Source organism: Dietzia sp. JS16-p6b, from assembly GCF_003052165.1.
In the GTDB taxonomy this organism is placed as follows: domain Bacteria; phylum Actinomycetota; class Actinomycetes; order Mycobacteriales; family Mycobacteriaceae; genus Dietzia.
In genome coordinates this window covers 2,173,788-2,191,731 of the sequence record NZ_CP024869.1, presented here as the reverse complement: position 1 = coordinate 2,191,731, position 17,944 = coordinate 2,173,788, and the positions used below count along the sequence as shown (strand labels likewise).

General features: G+C 70.4%; 17 protein-coding genes. 8 read left to right on the top strand and 9 right to left on the bottom strand.

Annotated features, from left to right (window positions below; translation table 11 throughout):
- Positions 1 to 23 precede the first annotated feature (23 nt).
- Both CT688_RS09985 and CT688_RS09980 read right to left on the bottom strand, forming a co-directional pair.
- Complete coding sequence (locus tag CT688_RS09985; protein ID WP_107756774.1) at positions 24 to 902, bottom strand: oxygenase MpaB family protein; 879 nt, start codon at positions 900 to 902, stop codon at positions 24 to 26.
- A gap of 66 nt (positions 903 to 968) precedes the next feature.
- Positions 969 to 1,478 carry an LGFP repeat-containing protein gene (locus tag CT688_RS09980; protein ID WP_107756773.1) on the bottom strand — a complete coding sequence of 170 codons (510 nt, stop codon included), beginning with the start codon at positions 1,476 to 1,478 and terminating at the stop codon, positions 969 to 971.
- Between the two features lie 137 nt (positions 1,479 to 1,615).
- On the opposite strand from CT688_RS09980, the gene CT688_RS09975 reads away from it, so the two are divergent.
- A complete protein-coding gene (locus CT688_RS09975; protein ID WP_107756772.1) occupies positions 1,616 to 2,095 on the top strand; it encodes a VOC family protein in 480 nt (159 codons plus the stop codon).
- A 34-nt stretch (positions 2,096 to 2,129) separates the two neighbouring features.
- Here the strand turns inward: CT688_RS09975 and CT688_RS09970 are convergent, their stop codons facing one another.
- On the bottom strand, positions 2,130 to 3,827 hold the full coding sequence (locus CT688_RS09970; protein ID WP_107756771.1) for a fumarate hydratase: 1,698 nt from the start codon (positions 3,825 to 3,827) through the stop codon (positions 2,130 to 2,132).
- Between the two features lie 26 nt (positions 3,828 to 3,853).
- Positions 3,854 to 4,459, bottom strand: coding sequence for a protein-L-isoaspartate O-methyltransferase (locus CT688_RS09965; protein ID WP_107756770.1), 606 nt, complete (start codon positions 4,457 to 4,459; stop codon positions 3,854 to 3,856).
- Between the two features lie 130 nt (positions 4,460 to 4,589).
- Here CT688_RS09965 and CT688_RS09960 point away from each other — a divergent pair, with 130 nt between their 5' ends.
- From CT688_RS09960 to CT688_RS09950, 3 genes are all read left to right on the top strand, one after another.
- Positions 4,590 to 5,576 carry an LLM class F420-dependent oxidoreductase gene (locus CT688_RS09960; RefSeq protein WP_107756769.1) on the top strand — a complete coding sequence of 329 codons (987 nt, stop codon included), beginning with the start codon at positions 4,590 to 4,592 and terminating at the stop codon, positions 5,574 to 5,576.
- Between the two features lie 55 nt (positions 5,577 to 5,631).
- Positions 5,632 to 6,924 (top strand): acetyl-CoA hydrolase/transferase family protein, encoded by a 1,293-nt coding sequence (locus CT688_RS09955; RefSeq protein WP_107756768.1) that lies wholly within the window; start codon positions 5,632 to 5,634, stop codon positions 6,922 to 6,924.
- Between the two features lie 104 nt (positions 6,925 to 7,028).
- Positions 7,029 to 7,691 carry a hypothetical protein gene (locus CT688_RS09950; protein ID WP_107756767.1) on the top strand — a complete coding sequence of 221 codons (663 nt, stop codon included), beginning with the start codon at positions 7,029 to 7,031 and terminating at the stop codon, positions 7,689 to 7,691.
- A gap of 85 nt (positions 7,692 to 7,776) precedes the next feature.
- Here the strand turns inward: CT688_RS09950 and aqpZ are convergent, their stop codons facing one another.
- The 3 genes from aqpZ to CT688_RS09935 all read right to left on the bottom strand — a co-directional run bounded on the left by aqpZ (position 7,777) and on the right by CT688_RS09935 (position 10,191).
- A complete protein-coding gene (gene aqpZ, locus CT688_RS09945) occupies positions 7,777 to 8,577 on the bottom strand; it encodes an aquaporin Z (protein ID WP_370446299.1) in 801 nt (266 codons plus the stop codon).
- Between the two features lie 146 nt (positions 8,578 to 8,723).
- Positions 8,724 to 9,461: an NAD-dependent deacylase gene (locus CT688_RS09940; protein WP_107758133.1), complete on the bottom strand. Its 738-nt coding sequence runs from the start codon at positions 9,459 to 9,461 to the stop codon at positions 8,724 to 8,726.
- 37 nt (positions 9,462 to 9,498) lie between these two features.
- Positions 9,499 to 10,191, bottom strand: coding sequence for a hypothetical protein (locus CT688_RS09935; protein WP_194305641.1), 693 nt, complete (start codon positions 10,189 to 10,191; stop codon positions 9,499 to 9,501).
- A 340-nt stretch (positions 10,192 to 10,531) separates the two neighbouring features.
- Between CT688_RS09935 and typA the strand changes: the two genes are divergently transcribed.
- The 4 genes from typA to CT688_RS09915 are packed head-to-tail and all read left to right on the top strand — an operon-like array spanning position 10,532 to position 15,601.
- Entirely contained in the window at positions 10,532 to 12,454 is a 1,923-nt protein-coding gene (gene typA / locus CT688_RS09930) for a translational GTPase TypA (protein WP_107756765.1), read from the top strand.
- 17 nt (positions 12,455 to 12,471) lie between these two features.
- The gene (locus CT688_RS09925; RefSeq protein ID WP_231750596.1) at positions 12,472 to 14,310 is read left to right on the top strand and encodes an ABC transporter family substrate-binding protein; all 1,839 of its coding nucleotides are present in this window, start codon (positions 12,472 to 12,474) and stop codon (positions 14,308 to 14,310) included.
- Complete coding sequence (mshB, locus tag CT688_RS09920; RefSeq protein ID WP_107756763.1) at positions 14,307 to 15,203, top strand: N-acetyl-1-D-myo-inositol-2-amino-2-deoxy-alpha-D-glucopyranoside deacetylase; 897 nt, start codon at positions 14,307 to 14,309, stop codon at positions 15,201 to 15,203. The genes CT688_RS09925 and mshB overlap by 4 nt, the downstream gene beginning before the upstream one ends.
- Positions 15,200 to 15,601, top strand: coding sequence for a hypothetical protein (locus CT688_RS09915; RefSeq protein ID WP_107756762.1), 402 nt, complete (start codon positions 15,200 to 15,202; stop codon positions 15,599 to 15,601). Before mshB ends, CT688_RS09915 begins: the two co-directional genes overlap by 4 nt.
- Here the strand turns inward: CT688_RS09915 and CT688_RS09910 are convergent.
- Both CT688_RS09910 and CT688_RS09905 read right to left on the bottom strand, forming a co-directional pair.
- The gene (locus CT688_RS09910) at positions 15,572 to 17,275 is read right to left on the bottom strand and encodes a PH domain-containing protein (protein WP_107756761.1); all 1,704 of its coding nucleotides are present in this window, start codon (positions 17,273 to 17,275) and stop codon (positions 15,572 to 15,574) included. The genes CT688_RS09915 and CT688_RS09910 overlap by 30 nt on opposite strands.
- Complete coding sequence (locus CT688_RS09905; RefSeq protein WP_107756760.1) at positions 17,272 to 17,916, bottom strand: PH domain-containing protein; 645 nt, start codon at positions 17,914 to 17,916, stop codon at positions 17,272 to 17,274. Before CT688_RS09905 ends, CT688_RS09910 begins: the two co-directional genes overlap by 4 nt.
- Positions 17,917 to 17,944: the final 28 nt, after the last annotated feature.

Below are 17,944 nucleotides of genomic sequence, written 5' to 3'. Positions count from 1 at the left end.
GATCGTCACAGGGTAGCCCCGAATCAGCCCTCCACGGCGTCCAGGACCCACCTGAGTGCCGACACGCCGGCCCTCCCGAGGAGTAGCGCCGCATCCCGGGAGCCGAAAGGGCCGTCGGACAGGCCGAGCGACCCGCGTGCCCAGGGGGGTAGCGCCGCGACAGCGCCCTCACGGAGCATCGCGTAGGCGGGCCCAGCGGTCCATCCCACGGGCGGTTCATCCAACAGGAAGTGCCGGGCGTCGAGCGCGGCCGGAGACGCCTCGAGCTCGGGCCGGTATTCCTCGAGCGCCGCGGCGAGTTCCCCGACGGTCGTCGGGACGCCTCTCGCCCCCAGCATGATCCCGGTACGTGACGCCTGCCGCACGTACTCGTCCTGCCGCCCCGGCGACATCGGGGCGCGACCATAGAGACGGTGGCACTCGAGGAAGCTCCAGATCTCGGCCACGTGCACCCACCGCAGCAGGAGCGGGTCGCGGGCGTCGTAGGGGCGGCCACGATAGTCGACGCCGACAACGGACCGGTGCATGCCGTTGATAGCCCGGATGAGGTCGGTCGCGTCGGAGATCGTCCCGAACGTCGTCGTGGCGATGAACTGGGAGGTGCGGTGGAGCCTGCCCCAGGGGTCCCCGCGGTAGTCGCTGTGGTCCGCCACCCCTGCCATGGCCAGCGGGTGCAGCGACTGCAGCAGCAGAGCCGTCAGCCCACCGGCGAACATGGAGGCGTCGCCGTGCACCGCGTAGATCGCGTCCCCGGAAGAGTTCCACCGATCGCCCTCGGAGTGCCAGATCCGCTGCCGCTGCTCCGCGGCGTCATCTCCGGCGATCCGGGAGCGCACCATCAGCCCGGCCCGGCGGCGGGCACCGGTCAGCAGTCGGGACGCCGTGGTCGTCATCACCGGCATGTCGGGCACCACCTCGGGGGTCGGGCGTGACCGCCACCCTACGCCCGGTGCGGCCGAGGCCGACCGCTAGTCGACCTGCACCTCAGCGACCCCGTCGATGTAGGTGATGACCCCGCCCTCGAAGGTGGAGATCCATCCGCCATCGGTGGTGGCCTCGTCCGCGGTGGGGAACCCCAGTTCGCCGCCGGGACCGCCTTCCTCGAGGTAGGCGGTGAGAATCTCACCCTGCACCACGAAGGCGCGTCCCGCCGGGGAGAGGACGATCGCCCCGCGTTCGAAGTCGGTGATCGAACCGCCCTCGACATCTGAGGCGGGGCCGGTCGCCCGGCCCAGTTCGCCGGTCTCGCCGCCGAGGTCGCGCCAGCGCTCCGCCACCGGCGCGGGGATGTCGATCATGGACTCGGCCGGCCCGGGAACAGGGGCGGAGGGCGTCGTGGTCACCACCGCGGACGCGGTCGGCGACGCCCCCGCCGGCCCGGTCTGGTCCTGCTGATCGTCCGACCCGCACGCGGAGAGCCCGGCGGTGGCGGCGCCGGCGACAACGATTGTGGCGAGGGCGCGCGTGATCCTGTTCATGCACGCAGATCTTAGTCGCGGCCGGGGCCAGCCGGTTTTCGTTGCCGGATCGCGACGCGCCATGGTGTTCCGTGAGGCCCGCGGGGGGTGGACACTGGACCCGGGACACGCCCGCACGGGCTGGAGGAAGGGTCGAGATGACGACATTCGTCACGTGCCTGTGGTTGGACGGGCAGGCGGAGGAGGCCGCGGAGTTCTACTGTTCGGTCTTCCCGAACTCGCGCGTCATCGCCGTCGACGAGACGCCCGTCGACACCCCGGGACCGAAGGCCGGCGAGGTCCTGACCGTGGAGTTCGAACTCGACGGACGGACCTTCCTCGCGCTCAACGGCGGACCGGGGGTCGAGTACACCGACGCGATCTCGCTGGAGATCCGGTGTTCCGACCAGGCCGAGATCGACCACTACTGGGACGGCCTCCTCGCCGGGGGCGGACGAGAGATGCAGTGCGGGTGGCTAATCGATCGTTACGGCGTGCGATGGCAGGTCGCACCCCACTCGCTGTACGACCTGTGGCGGTCGGGGGACCGGGCCGCCGCCGCACGGGCCTTCACGGTGATGATGGACATGGTCAGACTCGACGTGGCGGCTCTGGAGAGAGCGGCCCGGGGAGCCTGACGAGGTCGCCGCGGCGCAGGCCCGCATACGCGGCTCAGAGCCCGGGGCGTTTACCGATCGTCAGTGTGACCTCGCCGGTGTGGGCGAAGAAGTCCTCGCCCTTGTCGTCGACCACGATGAACGCCGGGAAGTCCTCCACGTCGATCTTCCACACCGCCTCCATGCCGAGCTCCTCGTACTCGATCACCTCGACGTGCTTGATGCAGTCCTGCGCAAGGCGGGCGGCGGGGCCGCCGATCGATCCCAGGTAGAACCCACCGTGGGTCGCGCAGGCCTCGGTGACCTGCTTCGACCGGTTCCCCTTGGCGAGCATGACCATGGATCCGCCCGCCGCCTGGAACTGCTCGACGTAGGAGTCCATGCGGCCGGCCGTGGTGGGACCGAACGACCCCGACGGCATGCCCTCCGGGGTCTTGGCAGGGCCTGCGTAGTAGACCGGGTGGTCCTTGAGGTACTGGGGCATCTCCTCGCCGGCGTCGAGCCGCTCCTTGATCTTGGAGTGGGCGATATCGCGGGCGACGACCAGGGGACCGGTCAGCGACAACCGGGTCTTGACGGGGTGCTTGCTGAGCTCGGCGAGGATCTCTGGCATGGGCTTGTTGAGGTCGATCTTCACCGCGGCGCCCTTGCCGGTACCGGACACGCCGTGTGTCGCGGCGTCCAGCTCCGCATCGGTGGTCGCGGGCAGGAACCGGCCGGGGTCGAACTCGAGCTTCTCGAGGAACACGCCTTCTGGCGTGATCTTGGCCTTGGCCTGGCGATCGGCGCTGCAGGAGACGGCGATCGCCACCGGGAGCGAGGCCCCGTGGCGCGGGAGCCGCACCACGCGCACGTCGTGGCAGAAGTACTTGCCACCGAACTGCGCTCCGATCCCGATCTGCTGGGTCAGTTCGAAGACCTTCTCCTCCAGCTCCACGTCGCGGAACCCCCGGCCCGACATGGCCCCTTCCCTGGGGAGTTCGTCCAGGTAGTGGGCCGAGGCGAGCTTGGCGGTCTTGACCGCGAACTCGGCCGAGGTCCCGCCCACCACGATGGCGAGGTGGTAGGGCGGGCAGGCCGCGGTGCCGATGGAGCGGATCTTCTCCTCGATGAACTGCATCATCCGCTCGGGATTGAGGATCGCCTTGGTCTCCTGGTACAGGAAGGACTTGTTGGCCGAGCCGCCGCCCTTGGCCATGAACAGGAACTTGTAGCTGTTCTCGTGGCCGGGAGTGGTGTCCGCGCCGATCTCGATCTGGGCCGGGAGGTTGCTCCCGGTGTTCTTCTCGTCCCACATGGTGAGGGGGGCGTTCTGCGAGTAGCGCAGGTTGAGACGGGTGAACGCGTCGTAGACGCCGCGAGCGACCGCCTGTTCATCCGGGCCCGGGGTCAACACGTGCTGACCGCGCTCGCCCTTGACGATCGCGGTGCCGGTGTCCTGGCACATCGGCAGTACCCCGCCGGCGGCGATGTTGGCGTTCTTGAGCAGATCCAGAGCGACGAACTTGTCGTTGTCACTGGCCTCGGGGTCGTCGAGGATCTTGGCGACCTGGGCGAGGTGATCGGGGCGCAGGTAGTGCGAGATGTCGTGCATGGCCGTCTCGGTGAGCAACCGGATCGCCTCGGGCTCCACGCGCAGGAACGTCGTGCCGTCCGGACCCTCGACCGTGGATACGCCCTCGGTGGTCAGGAGGCGGTACTCGGTGGTGTCCGCACCGACCGGGAGGAGGTCCTCATAGACGAACTCGGGCATTGACGCTCCTGATTCCTGAGACGCGGCTAACACTCGGGTCCAGGGTAATCGCCCGATCGCGCAGGTAAGAATCGGGTGTCCCGCAGGGGGACGAAGCGGTATCCGCCGTGGTCGGTGACCTCGAGGTCCCCTTGATTGCGTCGTACCCGGTGCATGACGTCCCCCCAGGGTGCGACCATCACGCCGCCGTCGGCGAGCTGATCCACCAGTTCCTGCGGGAGGGCGTCGCCCATGGCGGAGACGAGGATCCGGTCGAACGGGCCGTGCTCCGGCAATCCCAGGACGCCGGGCCGCGCCTGGTGAACCGACACCCAGGGCTGGGGGATCGCCGCCCGCGAGCGCTCGACCAGCTCAGGAACCAGCTCGACCGCGAACACGGCAGACCCCGGGCCCCCGAGTTCTCCGAGTATCGCCGAGGTCCAACCGCTGCCGGAACCGACGTCGAGGGCCCTCATCCCGGGGAAGGGTTCGAGAAGGGCCAGCATGGTCGCCACGGTGGAGGGCTGAGAGTTGGTCTGCCCGAAGCCGATGGGCAGCGGCGCGTCGCGGTGGTGGTCGCCCGCGACCTCCGGTGGGAGGAACCGGCGCCGGTCCTGGGCGCGCATCGCCAGGCGGATCTCCGAGGTGGGCATGGCGGCCTCCCTTCACCGGGGGTGTGGGTTCGAGGGTAGACCTCTGCCGGGTCGTGACGACGACGACACCGAGGCCCCGGGCGTGGGTGAACGGCTCTCCGCGCCCTGAAGGCGGCACTAGTGTCGTGGCATGCGCTTCGGACTCTTCCTGCCCCAGGGCTGGCGACTCGACCTGGTCGACGTGCCTCCCGCCCGGCACTGGCCGGTCATCACCGACCTCGCCTCCCGGGCGGACGCGGGCCCGTGGGAGTCGGTGTGGGTGTACGACCACATGCACACCGCGCCGCTCACCACCGGTGAGGCCACCCATGAGGCCTGGACCCTGATGTCCGCGCTGGGCGCGGCGACCACCCGGGTCCGGCTCGGTCAGATGTGCACCTGTCTGGGGTACCGCAACCCCGCGCTGCTGGCCAAGATGGCCTCGACCGTCGACCACATATCCGGCGGTCGGGTCGAGATGGGGATCGGCGCCGGGTGGTACGAGCACGAGTGGCGGGCATACGGCTACGGCTTCCCCTCCGCGGGCGAGCGAATCGCGATGCTCGACGAGGGAGTGCGCATCATGCGCGACGCCTGGGCCGACGGCATCGTCTCGCTCGAGGGAGACCATTTCCGGATCGACGGTGCCATCGTGCAACCCCGGCCACTGCAGGAGGGCGGCATCCCGATGTGGATCGCCGGCGGCGGCGAGCGCAAGACGCTCCGGATCGCCGCCCGCCACGCCGACTACACCAACTTCGACGGCAGCCCCGAGGGGTTCGCCCACAAATCACAGGTCCTGGCGCGGCACTGCGCCGACCTGGGGCGGGACCCGTCCGAGATCACGCGCACCGCGAACTACAACGTCGCGGTGGGGGAGACGGAGAGGGACGTCGCCGACAGACTCGCGTTCCTCCGCGACCGGATGGCCCGCCACGTCGGGCAGGACGAGGCGGAGCGGCAGCTCGGCGCGTACCGCGGTCTGCCCGCGGTGGGCACGCCCGAGCAGATCGTGGACAAGCTGCGCGGACTCGAAGGTCTGGGGATGACCTACGGCGTCTTCTACTTCCCCGAGATCGCCACCGACACCTCTGGCCTCGCGCTGTTCGAACGAGAGGTCATCCCCGCCCTGGCGTGACCCGCCGCCCGGGCGGACGCCCACACCATCCCCGATGACCGGAGTGTGACCCGCGATGAAGGACATCCACTACGAGGAACTGCCGCCCGAGGCGGTCCTCGAGCACGTCACGCCGGGGATGCACATCATCTCGCCGATCCAGAACGCGGCGCCCCCGGCCCTGCTGCGCGCCCTCGACGCGGGTGCGGAGAGACTCGAGAACGTCACCGTCCACCACATGGATCCCTGGGAGTCACTTCCGTTCATGGAGGGTGCGTACCCCGGCAGGCTCCGGCATGTGGACTACTTCCTCGGCCCGGGGTCACGGAAGAACTTCCACGAGGGCACGTGTGACCTCGTCCCGGTCGACTTCGCCCAGGTCCCCGCGACCTTGCGTGAGTTCAGCCCGCCCGGGCTCGCGATCACCACGGTGTCCGAGATCGACGAACACGGGTTCTTCTCCATGGGCACCAACGCCGACTACGTGGCGTCCTTCATCGGCCAGGTGCCGTTCTTCGTGGAGGTCAACGCCAGGATGCCGCGGACATTCGGCCGGAATCACATCCACATCTCCCAGGTCGTGGGGGTGACCCGGAACGACGCGCCGATGATCACCGTCGACCCGCCGGTGCCCGGTGAGATCGAGCACGCGATCGCCGACGTCATCGCCGAGCGGGTCCCCGACGGGGCCTGCCTGCAGCTCGGCGTCGGCAAGCTCCCCAACGCCGTGCTGTCCCGTCTCACGGGGCACGAGAACCTGGGCATCCACACCGAGGCTCTGTCGGACGGGGTGATGGACCTCGTGGACGCCGGCGTCATCGACGGTTCGCGGAAGACCGGTAGGCCGTTCAAACACGTCACCACCTTCGCGGTGGGGTCGCAGAAGCTCATGGACTGGCTGCACAACAACCCCTCGGTCGCCATGCTGCCGGTGGACATCGTCAACGACCCGCGTGTGATCGGCCTGGAGCACAACCTCCACTCGATCAACGCCACGAGCGAGGTCGACCTCTACGGACAGGCGGCGTCGGAGACCATCGGGGGTCGGTACTGGTCCGGCGCCGGTGGGCAGGCGGACTTCGCCAGGGGCTGCAGGTTCTCGCCCGGTGGCCACGGGTTCATCGTCACCCCGTCCCAGACGTCCCGGGGGATCAGCCGCATCACCCTCTCGCTTACCCCCGGCAGTCCGGTGACGACCCACAAGAACATCATCGACAGCGTGGTCACCGAGTACGGGATCGCCACGCTGAGGGGCCGGTCGGTGTCCGCCCGGGCGGCCGCGTTGATCGCGATCGCCCACCCGGATCACCGCGACCGTCTGAGTCGGGAGGCCCGAGAGGTCGGCTTGGTGCCGCGGACTCTGCACTGACCGGGGCCCCGCAACTCCGGCGCCCCGCGCGCCCACCGGTGGCAGGCGTTCGGGAGGGGGGTTACGTTCCCGGTGGAATGTGACCCCTGGAATCGGAGGCTGTTATGGACCCCATCATCTGGATCGTCATCGGGGTGGTCGCGTTGGTCGTGGTCATCGCGCTCATCGCGGTGGCCACGAAGAACAGCAGTCGCAAGAAGCTGGGTGAGGCTGCAGAACTGCGGAAGGACGCGCGCGAGCGGGAGCAGCAGCTCGAACGCCAACACTCCGTCGCCCGTGAACAGGAGCATCGCGCGGGCGCGGCGGAGCAGGAGGCCCAGGCCAAGGCCGCGGAGGCGGACCGGTTTCGCGCGGAGGCCGAGCAGCATCGTTCCGTGCTCGACGAGCAGCGTCAGGACGTGCGGCGCATGGAGGAGCACGCTGACAAGCTCGACCCCAAGCACCGCGCCGACGCGCCGGGCCGTGACGCCGGCCCGGACCGGGCCGTCGACCGCGACCCCGTCGGGCAGCACGACAGTCGGACCGGTGCGCGGACAGATGCCCGAACCGTGGGCCGGACCGACGGCCTCGGGGTCGCCACGCCGACCGGGGCCGCCGACTCCGACACCCCTGGTAGGCACTCCCGGGCCGAGGACCTCCACGGCCTCGACGAGGGCCCGGCCGGGCGTCACCCGCAGGACGTGGATCCGGCCGCCCACCCGGAGAACGAGCCGGGGATCGTGGACAAGATGACCGGGCGGACCGGTCGAGACGACCGGGGGCGCTGACGTCTCACGGTCTTGAGCGGAGACCGGGCCCGCGGGACGCCGTCCCGCGGGCCCGTGGCGTCCCGGTGTCGAGGTATCGATAGGGTCAGACCCGGGCCGCCGGGCCCGAGGCGTTCCTGATCCTCTCGCCGAACAGCGGGCCGTACAGGGCGCCGGCGATGAGCGCGCCCAGGATCGGGGCCACCCAGAAGAGCCACAGCTGGCCGACGGCTCCGTCGCCGTTGAAGAACGCCACGGCGGTGGAGCGGGCCGGGTTGACCGAGGTGTTGGTGATCGAGATCGAGACGAGGTGGATGAGCGTCAGCGTCAGACCGATCGCCAGCGGCGCGAATCCGGCAGGTGCACGGCGATCCGTGGCGCCCAGGATCACCCAGATGAAGATCGCGGTCAGCACGACCTCGATGATGAGGGCCGACAGCAGACCGTATCCGTCCGGGGAGTTCTCCCCGTAGCCGTTCGCGGCCATGTGCCCCGTCGCCTCGAAGCCCGCCTTGCCCGAGGCCACGACCAGGATCAGTGCGCCCGCGACGAGGCCCCCGAGGACCTGGCTGACGATATAGACGGGCGCCTTGGACCAGGGCAGGCGCCCCGCGATCGCCGCGCCGATGGTGACGGCGGGGTTGAAGTGGCCTCCCGAGAGGTGGCCGAGCGCGTACACGCCGGTCAGGACGGTCAGGCCGAAGGCCAGGGAGACTCCGAGATAACCGACGCCCACGGGAACATCCCCGGTGTCGGCGGTGGCCACCTGGACGGCCGCGAACACCGCGGTGCCGCACCCTCCCAGCACCAGCCAGAAGGTGCCTATCATCTCGGCCGCGATCACGGCCGTCCCGGACGGCGTGGCGGTGGAAGTGTCGGTTGGCGTACTCGGGGACGTGTCGGACATGAGCTGACCTCCGGTGGTGAACTCCCGGGGACGGGAGGCGGGAACGCGATGTTGACGATCCTCGCAGGGAGAAAGCTAGCGCGGCGGCGAGGATCCCGCGCCGATTTCGCGACCCGTCGCATCGCCCACGCGATGTGACGCCGCGGTCAGGGTGCCAGGAGAGACGGCAGCGCCTGCGCGGCGGTGGCGCGTAGGTGCACGCTCGCCTCGTGCGGGAAACCCGGAGGACCGGGGTTCACCTCGACCAGCGGCACGCCGCGGTCCGCGGCGAGGCCGGGGAGCGACGCGGCGGGGTGGACGAGGCCGGAGGTGCCGACGACGAGGACCGCGGATGCGGCGGAGATCGCGGAGACGGCGGCGTCCCAGGGCCGCCGGGGGAGCATCTCCCCGAACCAGACCACGCCCGGTCGCGCCCGCCCCCCACACCTGGAGCACGACGGCGGGGCGAGCCGGTCGACGGGGACGGTCGGCGCGGGCCCCACCTCGATCGCCGTCTCACACGTGTCGCACCGGTGCGCGAAGAGGCTGCCATGGAGATGGTGGACGTCGGAGGACCCCGCCCGTTCGTGCAGGTCGTCGACGTTCTGTGTCACCACGGTCACGCGGCGGCCCCCGGCGGCCCGCGCGATCGCCAGATGGCCGGCATTGGGCTCGGCGGAACCGACGAGGTGCTCGCGCCAGCGGTACCAGGCCCACACCGCGTCCCGGTCGCGGTCCCAGGCCTCAGGTGTGGCGAGCGCGGCGGGGTCGTGGCGTGCCCACAATCCGGTCTGCGCGTCCCGGAAGGTGGGTACCCCGCTCTCCGCGCTCATTCCGGCACCCGTGAGAACGACGAGAGGCCCGTCGCCGGCGAGGGCGAGACGGGCCTTGCTCGTGTCGTTCATGACGGGGTGGGGACGGTCGGGCCCCACGCCGCGGGGGTCACGGGACGTACGCGGAACCCACCAGCGGCAGGGAGACACAGTTGGAGGTCCCTCCACCGGCGAGGGTGGTTGTGACTCCCCCCTGCAGGAGCATCAGCACCTGGCCCGGGCCGGTGTCGGCGACGCCGTTGAGGGTCGCCGGCCCGCCCTCGTTGATCCCGTTGTAGCTGAGCACCGTGGTGCCCCGTCGACCGTTGGTGATGTTGAACCAGTCCACCGTCATGGGCTGGACCTGCTGCGGTGCGACACCCTCGGTGCCGAGGGCGGTGAAGACGAAGCCGAGCTGACCGCCCGGGATACCGGGCAGGGGAAGACCGGCGGGGCCCGGCACGGCGGTGGCGGCCCCGACCGCGGTCTGCTCCCCGTCGATGCAGTTCTGCATGATCGTCGGATAGGCGAACTGGGCGATCACCGGACCGTTCGTGGGGATCGGGGTGCCCGGCTCGCCGGACCCGCGGAAGAATCCGACCAACCGGGCGATGGTGCCCCGGGTCTCCTCCGGGATCCACTGCTGCTCGGAGAGGTTCTCGATGGCCTGCAGGACCGGCTCGGTCGGCCGCCCCAGCTCGTCCAGTGACTGGGCGCTCGCGGAGGCCGGGACGGCGAGCGACACCGCCATGGCGGCGGCGGCACCGAGACCGAGGGTCCTGAACGAGTTCCTGAGCGAGTGGCGGATCACTGGCGAGTCCATTCTTCGGATGAGGCGGACGGACCGGTCGGCGGGCCGACCAATCGACGGCTCGATGCTCTCACAACGGTGACAGCTGTGGATACCGGAGGCCCTGCTGCTGGGGCTTCTGAGGCCAGTGTGGCAGAAGATACTTGTGATGTAAATAACAGGAGCCTCGTGCGTGCGGCCCCCGCGCGCTCGGGATGACGGCTCGGAGGCCGATACGGGTAATGTGGACGCGCACGCGCGCTCCGACGGACGCGCCTGTGAATCACGCGGACGTCCCGCAGATTCCCACCACGCGCCCGGCGACCGCACAGTCACCCGTGGCGCCGAAAGCCTCTGAGGGAGAACCCACCGTATGGCCCTGACCGAGTTCCGCAACGTCGCCATCGTCGCGCACGTCGACCATGGCAAGACGACACTCGTCGACGCGATGCTGCGCCAGTCCGGAGCGTTCGACGAACGCGCGGAGCTCGTGGACAGGGTCATGGACTCGGGGGATCTCGAGCGCGAGAAGGGGATCACGATCCTCGCGAAGAACACCGCCGTACGGCGGCCGGGCGCGGGGGCGGGCGGCGCGGACCTGGTCCTCAACATCATCGACACCCCCGGTCACGCGGACTTCGGCGGGGAGGTGGAGCGTGGCCTGAACATGGTCGACGGCGTGGTCCTGCTCATCGACTCCTCCGAGGGGCCGCTCCCACAGACCCGTTTCGTGTTGCGCAAGGCGCTCGCCGCGTCCCTGCCCGTCATCATCGTCGTCAACAAGACCGACCGGCCGGACGCCCGCATCGACGAGGTGGTCGAGGAGGCCCAGGACCTGCTGATCGACCTGGCCTCGGATCTGGAGGACCCCGCCGCCCAGGCCGCCGCGGAGCACGCACTCGAACTCCCCGTGGTCTTCGCCTCGGGTCGCGCGGGTAAGGCGTCCACCACCCAGCCCGCGAACGGCCAGGAGCCGGACGCGGAGAACCTCGACGACTTCTTCAAGCTCCTCTACGAGGTGATCCCCGCCCCCCGCGGCGACGCCGACGCGCCGCTCCAGGCCCACGTCACCAACCTGGACGCCTCCAACTTCCTCGGCCGGATCGGCCTGGTGCGCATCCACAACGGGCGTCTGCGCAAGGGCCAGCAGGTCGCGTGGATCCACCACCTCGCCGACGGCGAGACGGAGACGAAGTCCGTCCGCATCTCGGAGCTGCTGGCGACCAAAGGCGTCGAGCGCGTTCCCACCGAGGAGGCCGTGGCCGGAGACATCGTGGCGGTGGCCGGGATCAGCGACATCATGATCGGCGACACCCTCGCCGATCCGGAGAACCCGGTAGCGCTCCCCAAGATCACGGTCGACGAACCGGCTATCTCGATGACCATCGGCGTCAACACCTCGCCGCTCGCCGGACGGAACGGCGGCACGAAACTCACGGCGCGGATGGTCAAGGCGCGGCTCGACCAGGAACTGGTGGGCAACGTCTCGCTCAAGGTCATCGACACCGAGCGTCCCGACGACTGGGAGGTGCAGGGCCGCGGTGAGATGGCGCTGTCCATCCTCGTCGAGACCATGCGCCGCGAGGGCTTCGAGCTCACCGTCGGCAAGCCCCAGGTGGTCACCCGCCGGATCGACGGCAAGGTCCACGAGCCGATGGAGCACATGACCATCGACGTGCCGGAGGAGTACCTCGGTGCGGTCACCCAGCTCATGGCCGCCCGCAAGGGTCGCATGGAGCAGATGAGCAACCACGGCACCGGATGGGTCCGGATGGAGTTCACCGTCCCGGCCAGGGGTCTCATCGGCTTCCGCACGACCTTCATGACCGAGACGCGGGGAGCCGGCATCGCCAACTCCGTGTCGGCCGGGTACGAGCCCTGGGTCGGGGAGATCCGCTCGCGGCACACCGGCTCCCTCGTGGCGGACCGCGCCGGCAAGGCCACCGCGTTCGCCCTGCTGGGTCTGGCCGATCGCGGCGACTTCTTCATCGAACCCGGTTCCGAGGTCTACGAAGGGGTCGTCGTGGGCGAGAACCCGCGCTCCGAGGACATGGACGTCAACATCACCAAGGAGAAGAAGCTCACCAACATGCGTGCGGCGTCCTCCGACGCGACCGAGACGTTGTCCAAGCACCGCAACCTCTCGCTGGAGGAGGCCATGGAGTTCTGCGCCGGCGACGAGTGTGTGGAGGTCGGACCGGACGCCGTCCGCGTGCGCAAGGTGCTGCTCACCGCCAACGAGCGGGCCAAGGCCCGTAGCAGGTCCAAGTCCCGCGAGCAGCAGTCGGTCAGCTGACGAGGGCCCCGGTGGCGATGAAGGGGGCGTCGGGCCGTCGGCGCGGTACCGCCGTGCTGGCCAGCGTGCTCTCCATCGTCGTCCTCGCGGGGTGCGTGGCGGACCCGCCCCCTCCCACCGTGGTGGGGGAGGACGGTGTCGACGGGGAGACCGTCAGCCTGTCGAGTGGCGGAGTCCTGCTGGCTCTCGACCGCGTCGACCCGGGATTCAACCCACATCTGCTGGCCGACCAGGGGGTCGACACGGATCTGGTGGCCTCCTTACTGCTGCCCAGCGCCTTCGTCCCCGGTCCGGATGGGCACCCGGTGCTCAACCGCGACCTCCTGGTGTCCGCGGAGCCCCGGCCGGCAGATCCGCGGACCATCCGGTACACCATCGATCCCCAGGCCCAGTGGACCGATGGTGTGCCGGTCGCGGCGGAGGACTTCGAATACCTCTGGCGACAGATGACCACCCAGCCCGGGGTCGTCGATCCCGCCGGCTATGAGCAGATCGTGGAGGTCCGGTCGGGTGCCGGAGGCAAGGTCGTGGACGTGGTCTTCGACTCCCCGCCGGAGGACTGGCAGACCCTGTTCGCCGACCTGTTGCCCGGGCACATCCTCAAGGACGCCCCGGACGGATTCCAGGGCGCGATGGCCCGACTTCCCGCGATGAGCGCGGGGCCGTACATGATCCGTGTCGCCGACATCGGCCGCGGCGAGATCGAGTTCGTCCGCAACGACCGGTACTGGGCTCGGGCACCGGAGCTCGATCAGATCCTCGTCCGGCGGGCGACCGGGGCCGGCCAACTCGGTGCGGCGTTGCGCGGTGGGCCGGGATCGCTCGCGATGGTCGCGGCCACCCCGTTGGCCTCAGACGTCTCGGCCACCGTCCCCGGGATCCGCTCTGTGACCGTGGACGCCTCGGCCCAGCTCGAGTTGGGCTTCAACACCGTCGCCCCGGCGGTACGCGACCCGGCGGTCCGGCGCGGCCTCGCGGCGGCGGTCGACCCCGAAGTGGTCGGTCGGGTCGTCACCGGGCAGTCCGACCCGGGCGTCACGTCGTACCCGTTCCCGCCGGGGGCCGCCGCCACCGCGACCGCCGACACCGGTGGCGTGGAGCGTGCGCTCGGTGACGCCGGGTTCACCCGTACGGGACCCCGATGGGAGCGTGACGGGGAACCGCTGAGCGTGACGCTCGGGGTCGAGGCGGAGGACGACAGGGCGCTCACCGCCGCGTTCACGCTCGCGGATCAGCTCCGCGGGGCAGGTATCGGGGCCCGCGTCTGGGAGCTCGACGCGGTCGCACTGTACGGGGACGCGCTCCCGCACGGTCTGGTGGACGCCGTCGTCGGGTGGCAACGGGTCGACGGACGTCCCGAGGTCGCGGCGCTGTCCCGGTTCGCCTGCGCTCCCACCGCGCCCGCGAACCCCGCCACCACCGGCCGCACCGCCCCGAGCAGATCACTCACCACGGTCACCAGCCTCGTCCCGCCGGAACCCGACACCGGCACCACCGCGACATCCCGTCTCGACCCGACCGCGACCACCGGGGCGCCCGCCCCCACCACCACCAGTGCCCCGTCACGCACCATCGGCACCTCCGCCCCGGCGAGGGCGAGCGGGGTCTCCGGGGTGTGCGTCCCCGAGCTCGACCGAGCTCTCGGGCTCGGGGACGCGCCGGGCGGCCCCGACCTGGAGACGGCGGGCGACCTGGTCGCCGAGCAGGCCCTCCGGATCCCGTTGGTCAGACCGGTTCTGCTGCTCTCCGACGACGGCGTCGAGGTGACCGGCGTGGGTCCAGCCGGTGCCGACGCCGCGCCACCGATGGTCTCCGACGTCTTCGACTCAGCACCCACCTGGAGGAGGACCGGATGACACCTCTCGCCGTGCCGCAGCCGGGCACCGCACCCCGGGCCCTGTTCGTCCACGCCCACCCGGACGATGAAGCCATCACCACCGGAGGCTCGATCGCCGCCCTCGTCGCGGCCGGTGTGGAGGTGCGGGTGGTGACGTGCACCCTCGGGGAGGAGGGTGAGGTCCTCGGTGAGGACCTCTCCGGGCTGCTGGCCGACCGCGCCGATCAACTCGGCGGGTTCCGGATCGGGGAGCTGGGGGTCTCGCTCCGCGCGCTCGGTGTCGACCGGCCCCGTTTTCTCGGGGGCGCCGGCCGGTGGCGGGATTCCGGGATGGCCGGGACGCCGTCCGCGCGGCATCCGCGCGCCTTCGTGGGCTCTGGGCGCGAGGCGGTCGACGAGATGGTGGCACTCGTCGACGACTGGCGTCCCGACCTGGTGGTGACCTATGACCCGCGCGGAGGTTACGGCCACCCCGACCACATCCGCGCCCACGAGGTCGTCCACAGTGCGATCGACCAGGCGGCCCACCGGCCCTGGCGGGTGGCGTGGACCGTCACCGCCAGGTCCTACGTCTCGCGACGACACCCGGCGCCGCCGGCCCACCTGCGTCACGCGGACGAAGCCGAGCTGCCATCCGTACCGGACTCACGGCTGACCCACCGTGTGCCGCTCGACGACGCCACCTATGCGGCCAAGCTGGAGGCCCTGACCGGACACGCGACCCAACTCGAACTGGTCCCGGGGCCGGATTCAGAACCGTGGTTCTTCGCCCTGACCAACGGGATCCTCCAGCCCGTCTCGGATGTCGAGTGGTATATCGCCCACGACCTCGCCGACCCCGGGGGCCCCTACGTCAAGTGCCCGCCCGGTACCGCTCACCTGCTGGACGGACTCGTGGGGGAGACCCGGTGACCGGCCGGGCCGCCCTCGTCCGGTCGACCAGGGTGATCGAACTCGGTGTAGCGCTGGTGATGCTCGCCGTCGGCGCCGCCACCAGCTGCGTGCTGGCCGTGGCCTGGCTCGCGACGTACGTCGGCCCGGTCCCGTTCCCGTTCACCATCCTGGTGGCCGGTGTGTGGTCGCTGTTCCTGGTGCGGGTCGCCTCGGCCTGGTCCGACCGGGCGATCGTGGCCGTGTTCCCGGCCCTGATCTGGATCCTCACGTTGGTGACGCTCAACCTGGGCCCCGGAGGCAACATGCCCGTCCCGATCGGGTTACGGGGCCTGGCTCTCCTGGTGGTGGGCGGTCTCATCCCACTGTGGGTCGCGACGCTGGGACGCTCACCGCGGGCGGAGACCCATCGACGGTGAGGAGCGCACGTCGGGGTCCCCGTCGTGGTGCCACACGTCCGTGATGCCGGGGGTCAGCGCCTCGGCCAGAGCCCAGGCCTCGTCGGCGTCCATGTCGACGACGGAGTAGACACCGTTGCCCGCGGGGGTGGCCGCCGAGACGGTCGCGACCCCCGCGGAACGCTGGAACACCGACTGGGTGACCGTCCACCCGATGATGCCCTCCGCCTCGAGCACGGTCCGCTTGGCGGTCCACGACCCACTCGAGCTCACCAGGACGTCGGGCAGCAGAGCGTGGCCGAGCATCCTGATCCGGTCGACGGACAACGCGAGGAAGAACACCAGGGCCGCCGGGATCCCCCACTGCACCCAGATGTCGGCCGATGGGCCGGAGTCGATCCGCACCAGGACGATCAGGCCGGCCACCACCCAGAACGGGAGGAGTCCACGGGTGATCCGCCGGCGCGCGGCCTTCCACGGGTGGCGCCGGAGCCTCACGGTGACCGGTGTCGGGTCGCCGAGGATGCGCGCGGCCACCCGCCGGACGTCCTTGATGGGGGCCTGCGGCAGCAGCGTCGACGCGGCGGCACCCTTCTTGGTCCCCGTCATGATGGGCTCGAGCCGGCCACCGCCCAGGAGCCGGAGATAGACCGGCAGACGGATCTCGACCCCTCGGAGCCTGGCCTTGTCCAGCGCCTGATGCTTCCGTCGGAGGATGCCGTTCTGGACGTAGAGCAACTGTCCACGGTCGGTGAGCGCGTACTTCCCGTAACGGATCGCGTACGTGATGATCGCCAGGACCCCGGCCACCATCCAGACCGCGATCACCTCGCCGACCAGAGTCCACGGCTGTCCCAGGGAGTCGAGCCACGAGACGGTCGCCTCGACCACCGCGAGGTCCATGACCCGGTCGTGCATGTCCCCCATCTGCCAGGTGAGGAGCCACAGGGACAGGAGAACGCCGAACCCGAGGAAGGAGAACGGCGCGAACCGCGCCCACGTGACGCGCCACCGGGAGATGTCCTCGCCGTACTTCGACCCCCACTGCTCCTCGTCCTCCTCGCTCAGCGTCGGGTCCAGGGCGCGCCGATGTTTGAGCAGTTCGTCGCGCAGCGGCTCGACCTGGGCAGTGTCGATGGCGTTGAGCCGGAACCGCTCGGCGTCCGACTTCCCGGAGTCCGCGCGGCCGGTGCCGACCTCGACGATCGATACGCGCATCACCCGGTGGAACAGGTCCGACTCGGTGTCCACGCTGCGGATCCGCTGGCGCGACACCGTGACCACGTTGCGGCTGAAGAAGCCCTTCTTCAGGACGATGTGGGTCCGGCCGACCTGGTAGCTCGTGGACAGCCACCTCAGTAGACTGCCCAGGACGATCAACGAGATGACGCCGATCTCGAACCAGTAGTTGTTGCGATTCGACCCCAACCACAGGGAGATGAGGAACAGCGGGAGCAACCGGGTCAGCATCCCCAGCGGGTCCACCAGCAGCATCCGCCAGGACAACCGGTGCCACGGGGCCTCCGGGTCGACCGCGCCGGCGTCGTCAGTCCGATCGGTCGGCGCCGTCTCCTCGGCCGCCTCCTGGTCCGGTGCCGATTCGGTCCCAGGGGCCCGCGCGGTGTCGACGGAGGAGCCGGCCTCGTCGTCGTCCGGACCGGCCGTCACCCCGGACACGGTCCCCGGTCCGCTCACGTCCCGTCCTCCGAGTCGAGGTTGGCGATGGCGATGAGGTGCTGCGCCAACGCCTCCGCGTCGGCGAGCACCAGGCCCCTGATCTCCACCGTGCCCTGCGCCGACGCGGTGGAGGCGTGGACGGTGGCCAGACCGAACCACCGTTCGAACAGGTTGCGGGTGGTGTAGACGGTCTGCAGGCGCGCCAGCGGGGCGATGCGGAACTGGGTGGTCCACCAGCCCTTGCGCGAGCACACGGCGGTGTCCGAGACGTCCCACCGGGCCACGACGTAGCGCCACCACGGCGCCACCACGATGGACATGAACGCGAACGGGACGGTCGCTGCCAGCGCGACCCAGTTCCAGAACCCCATCACGTTGTCGCCCCAGAAGTACCACCCGACCTGCAGGGCGGCGAGGATCGCCCACGACCAGATCCCCTCGATCACCCACAGCACCGGCGTGCGGGGGGAGATCCGGTGACGCGGAGCCGTGACCAGCACCCGGTTGGACGTCAGCAGACCCTCGCCGGAGTCGGGGACGTCCTCGGTAGCGGTCGCCGGAGCCGGCTCGCGCAGGGCGTGGGCGCCACCGGCGCCACGGGGAGGTGCGGACACCAGGGGATCACCGTTGCTGCGCAGGGGACGGGCGGGATCGGGCATGCCGCCCAGACTAGTGCGCGGTCCCGTT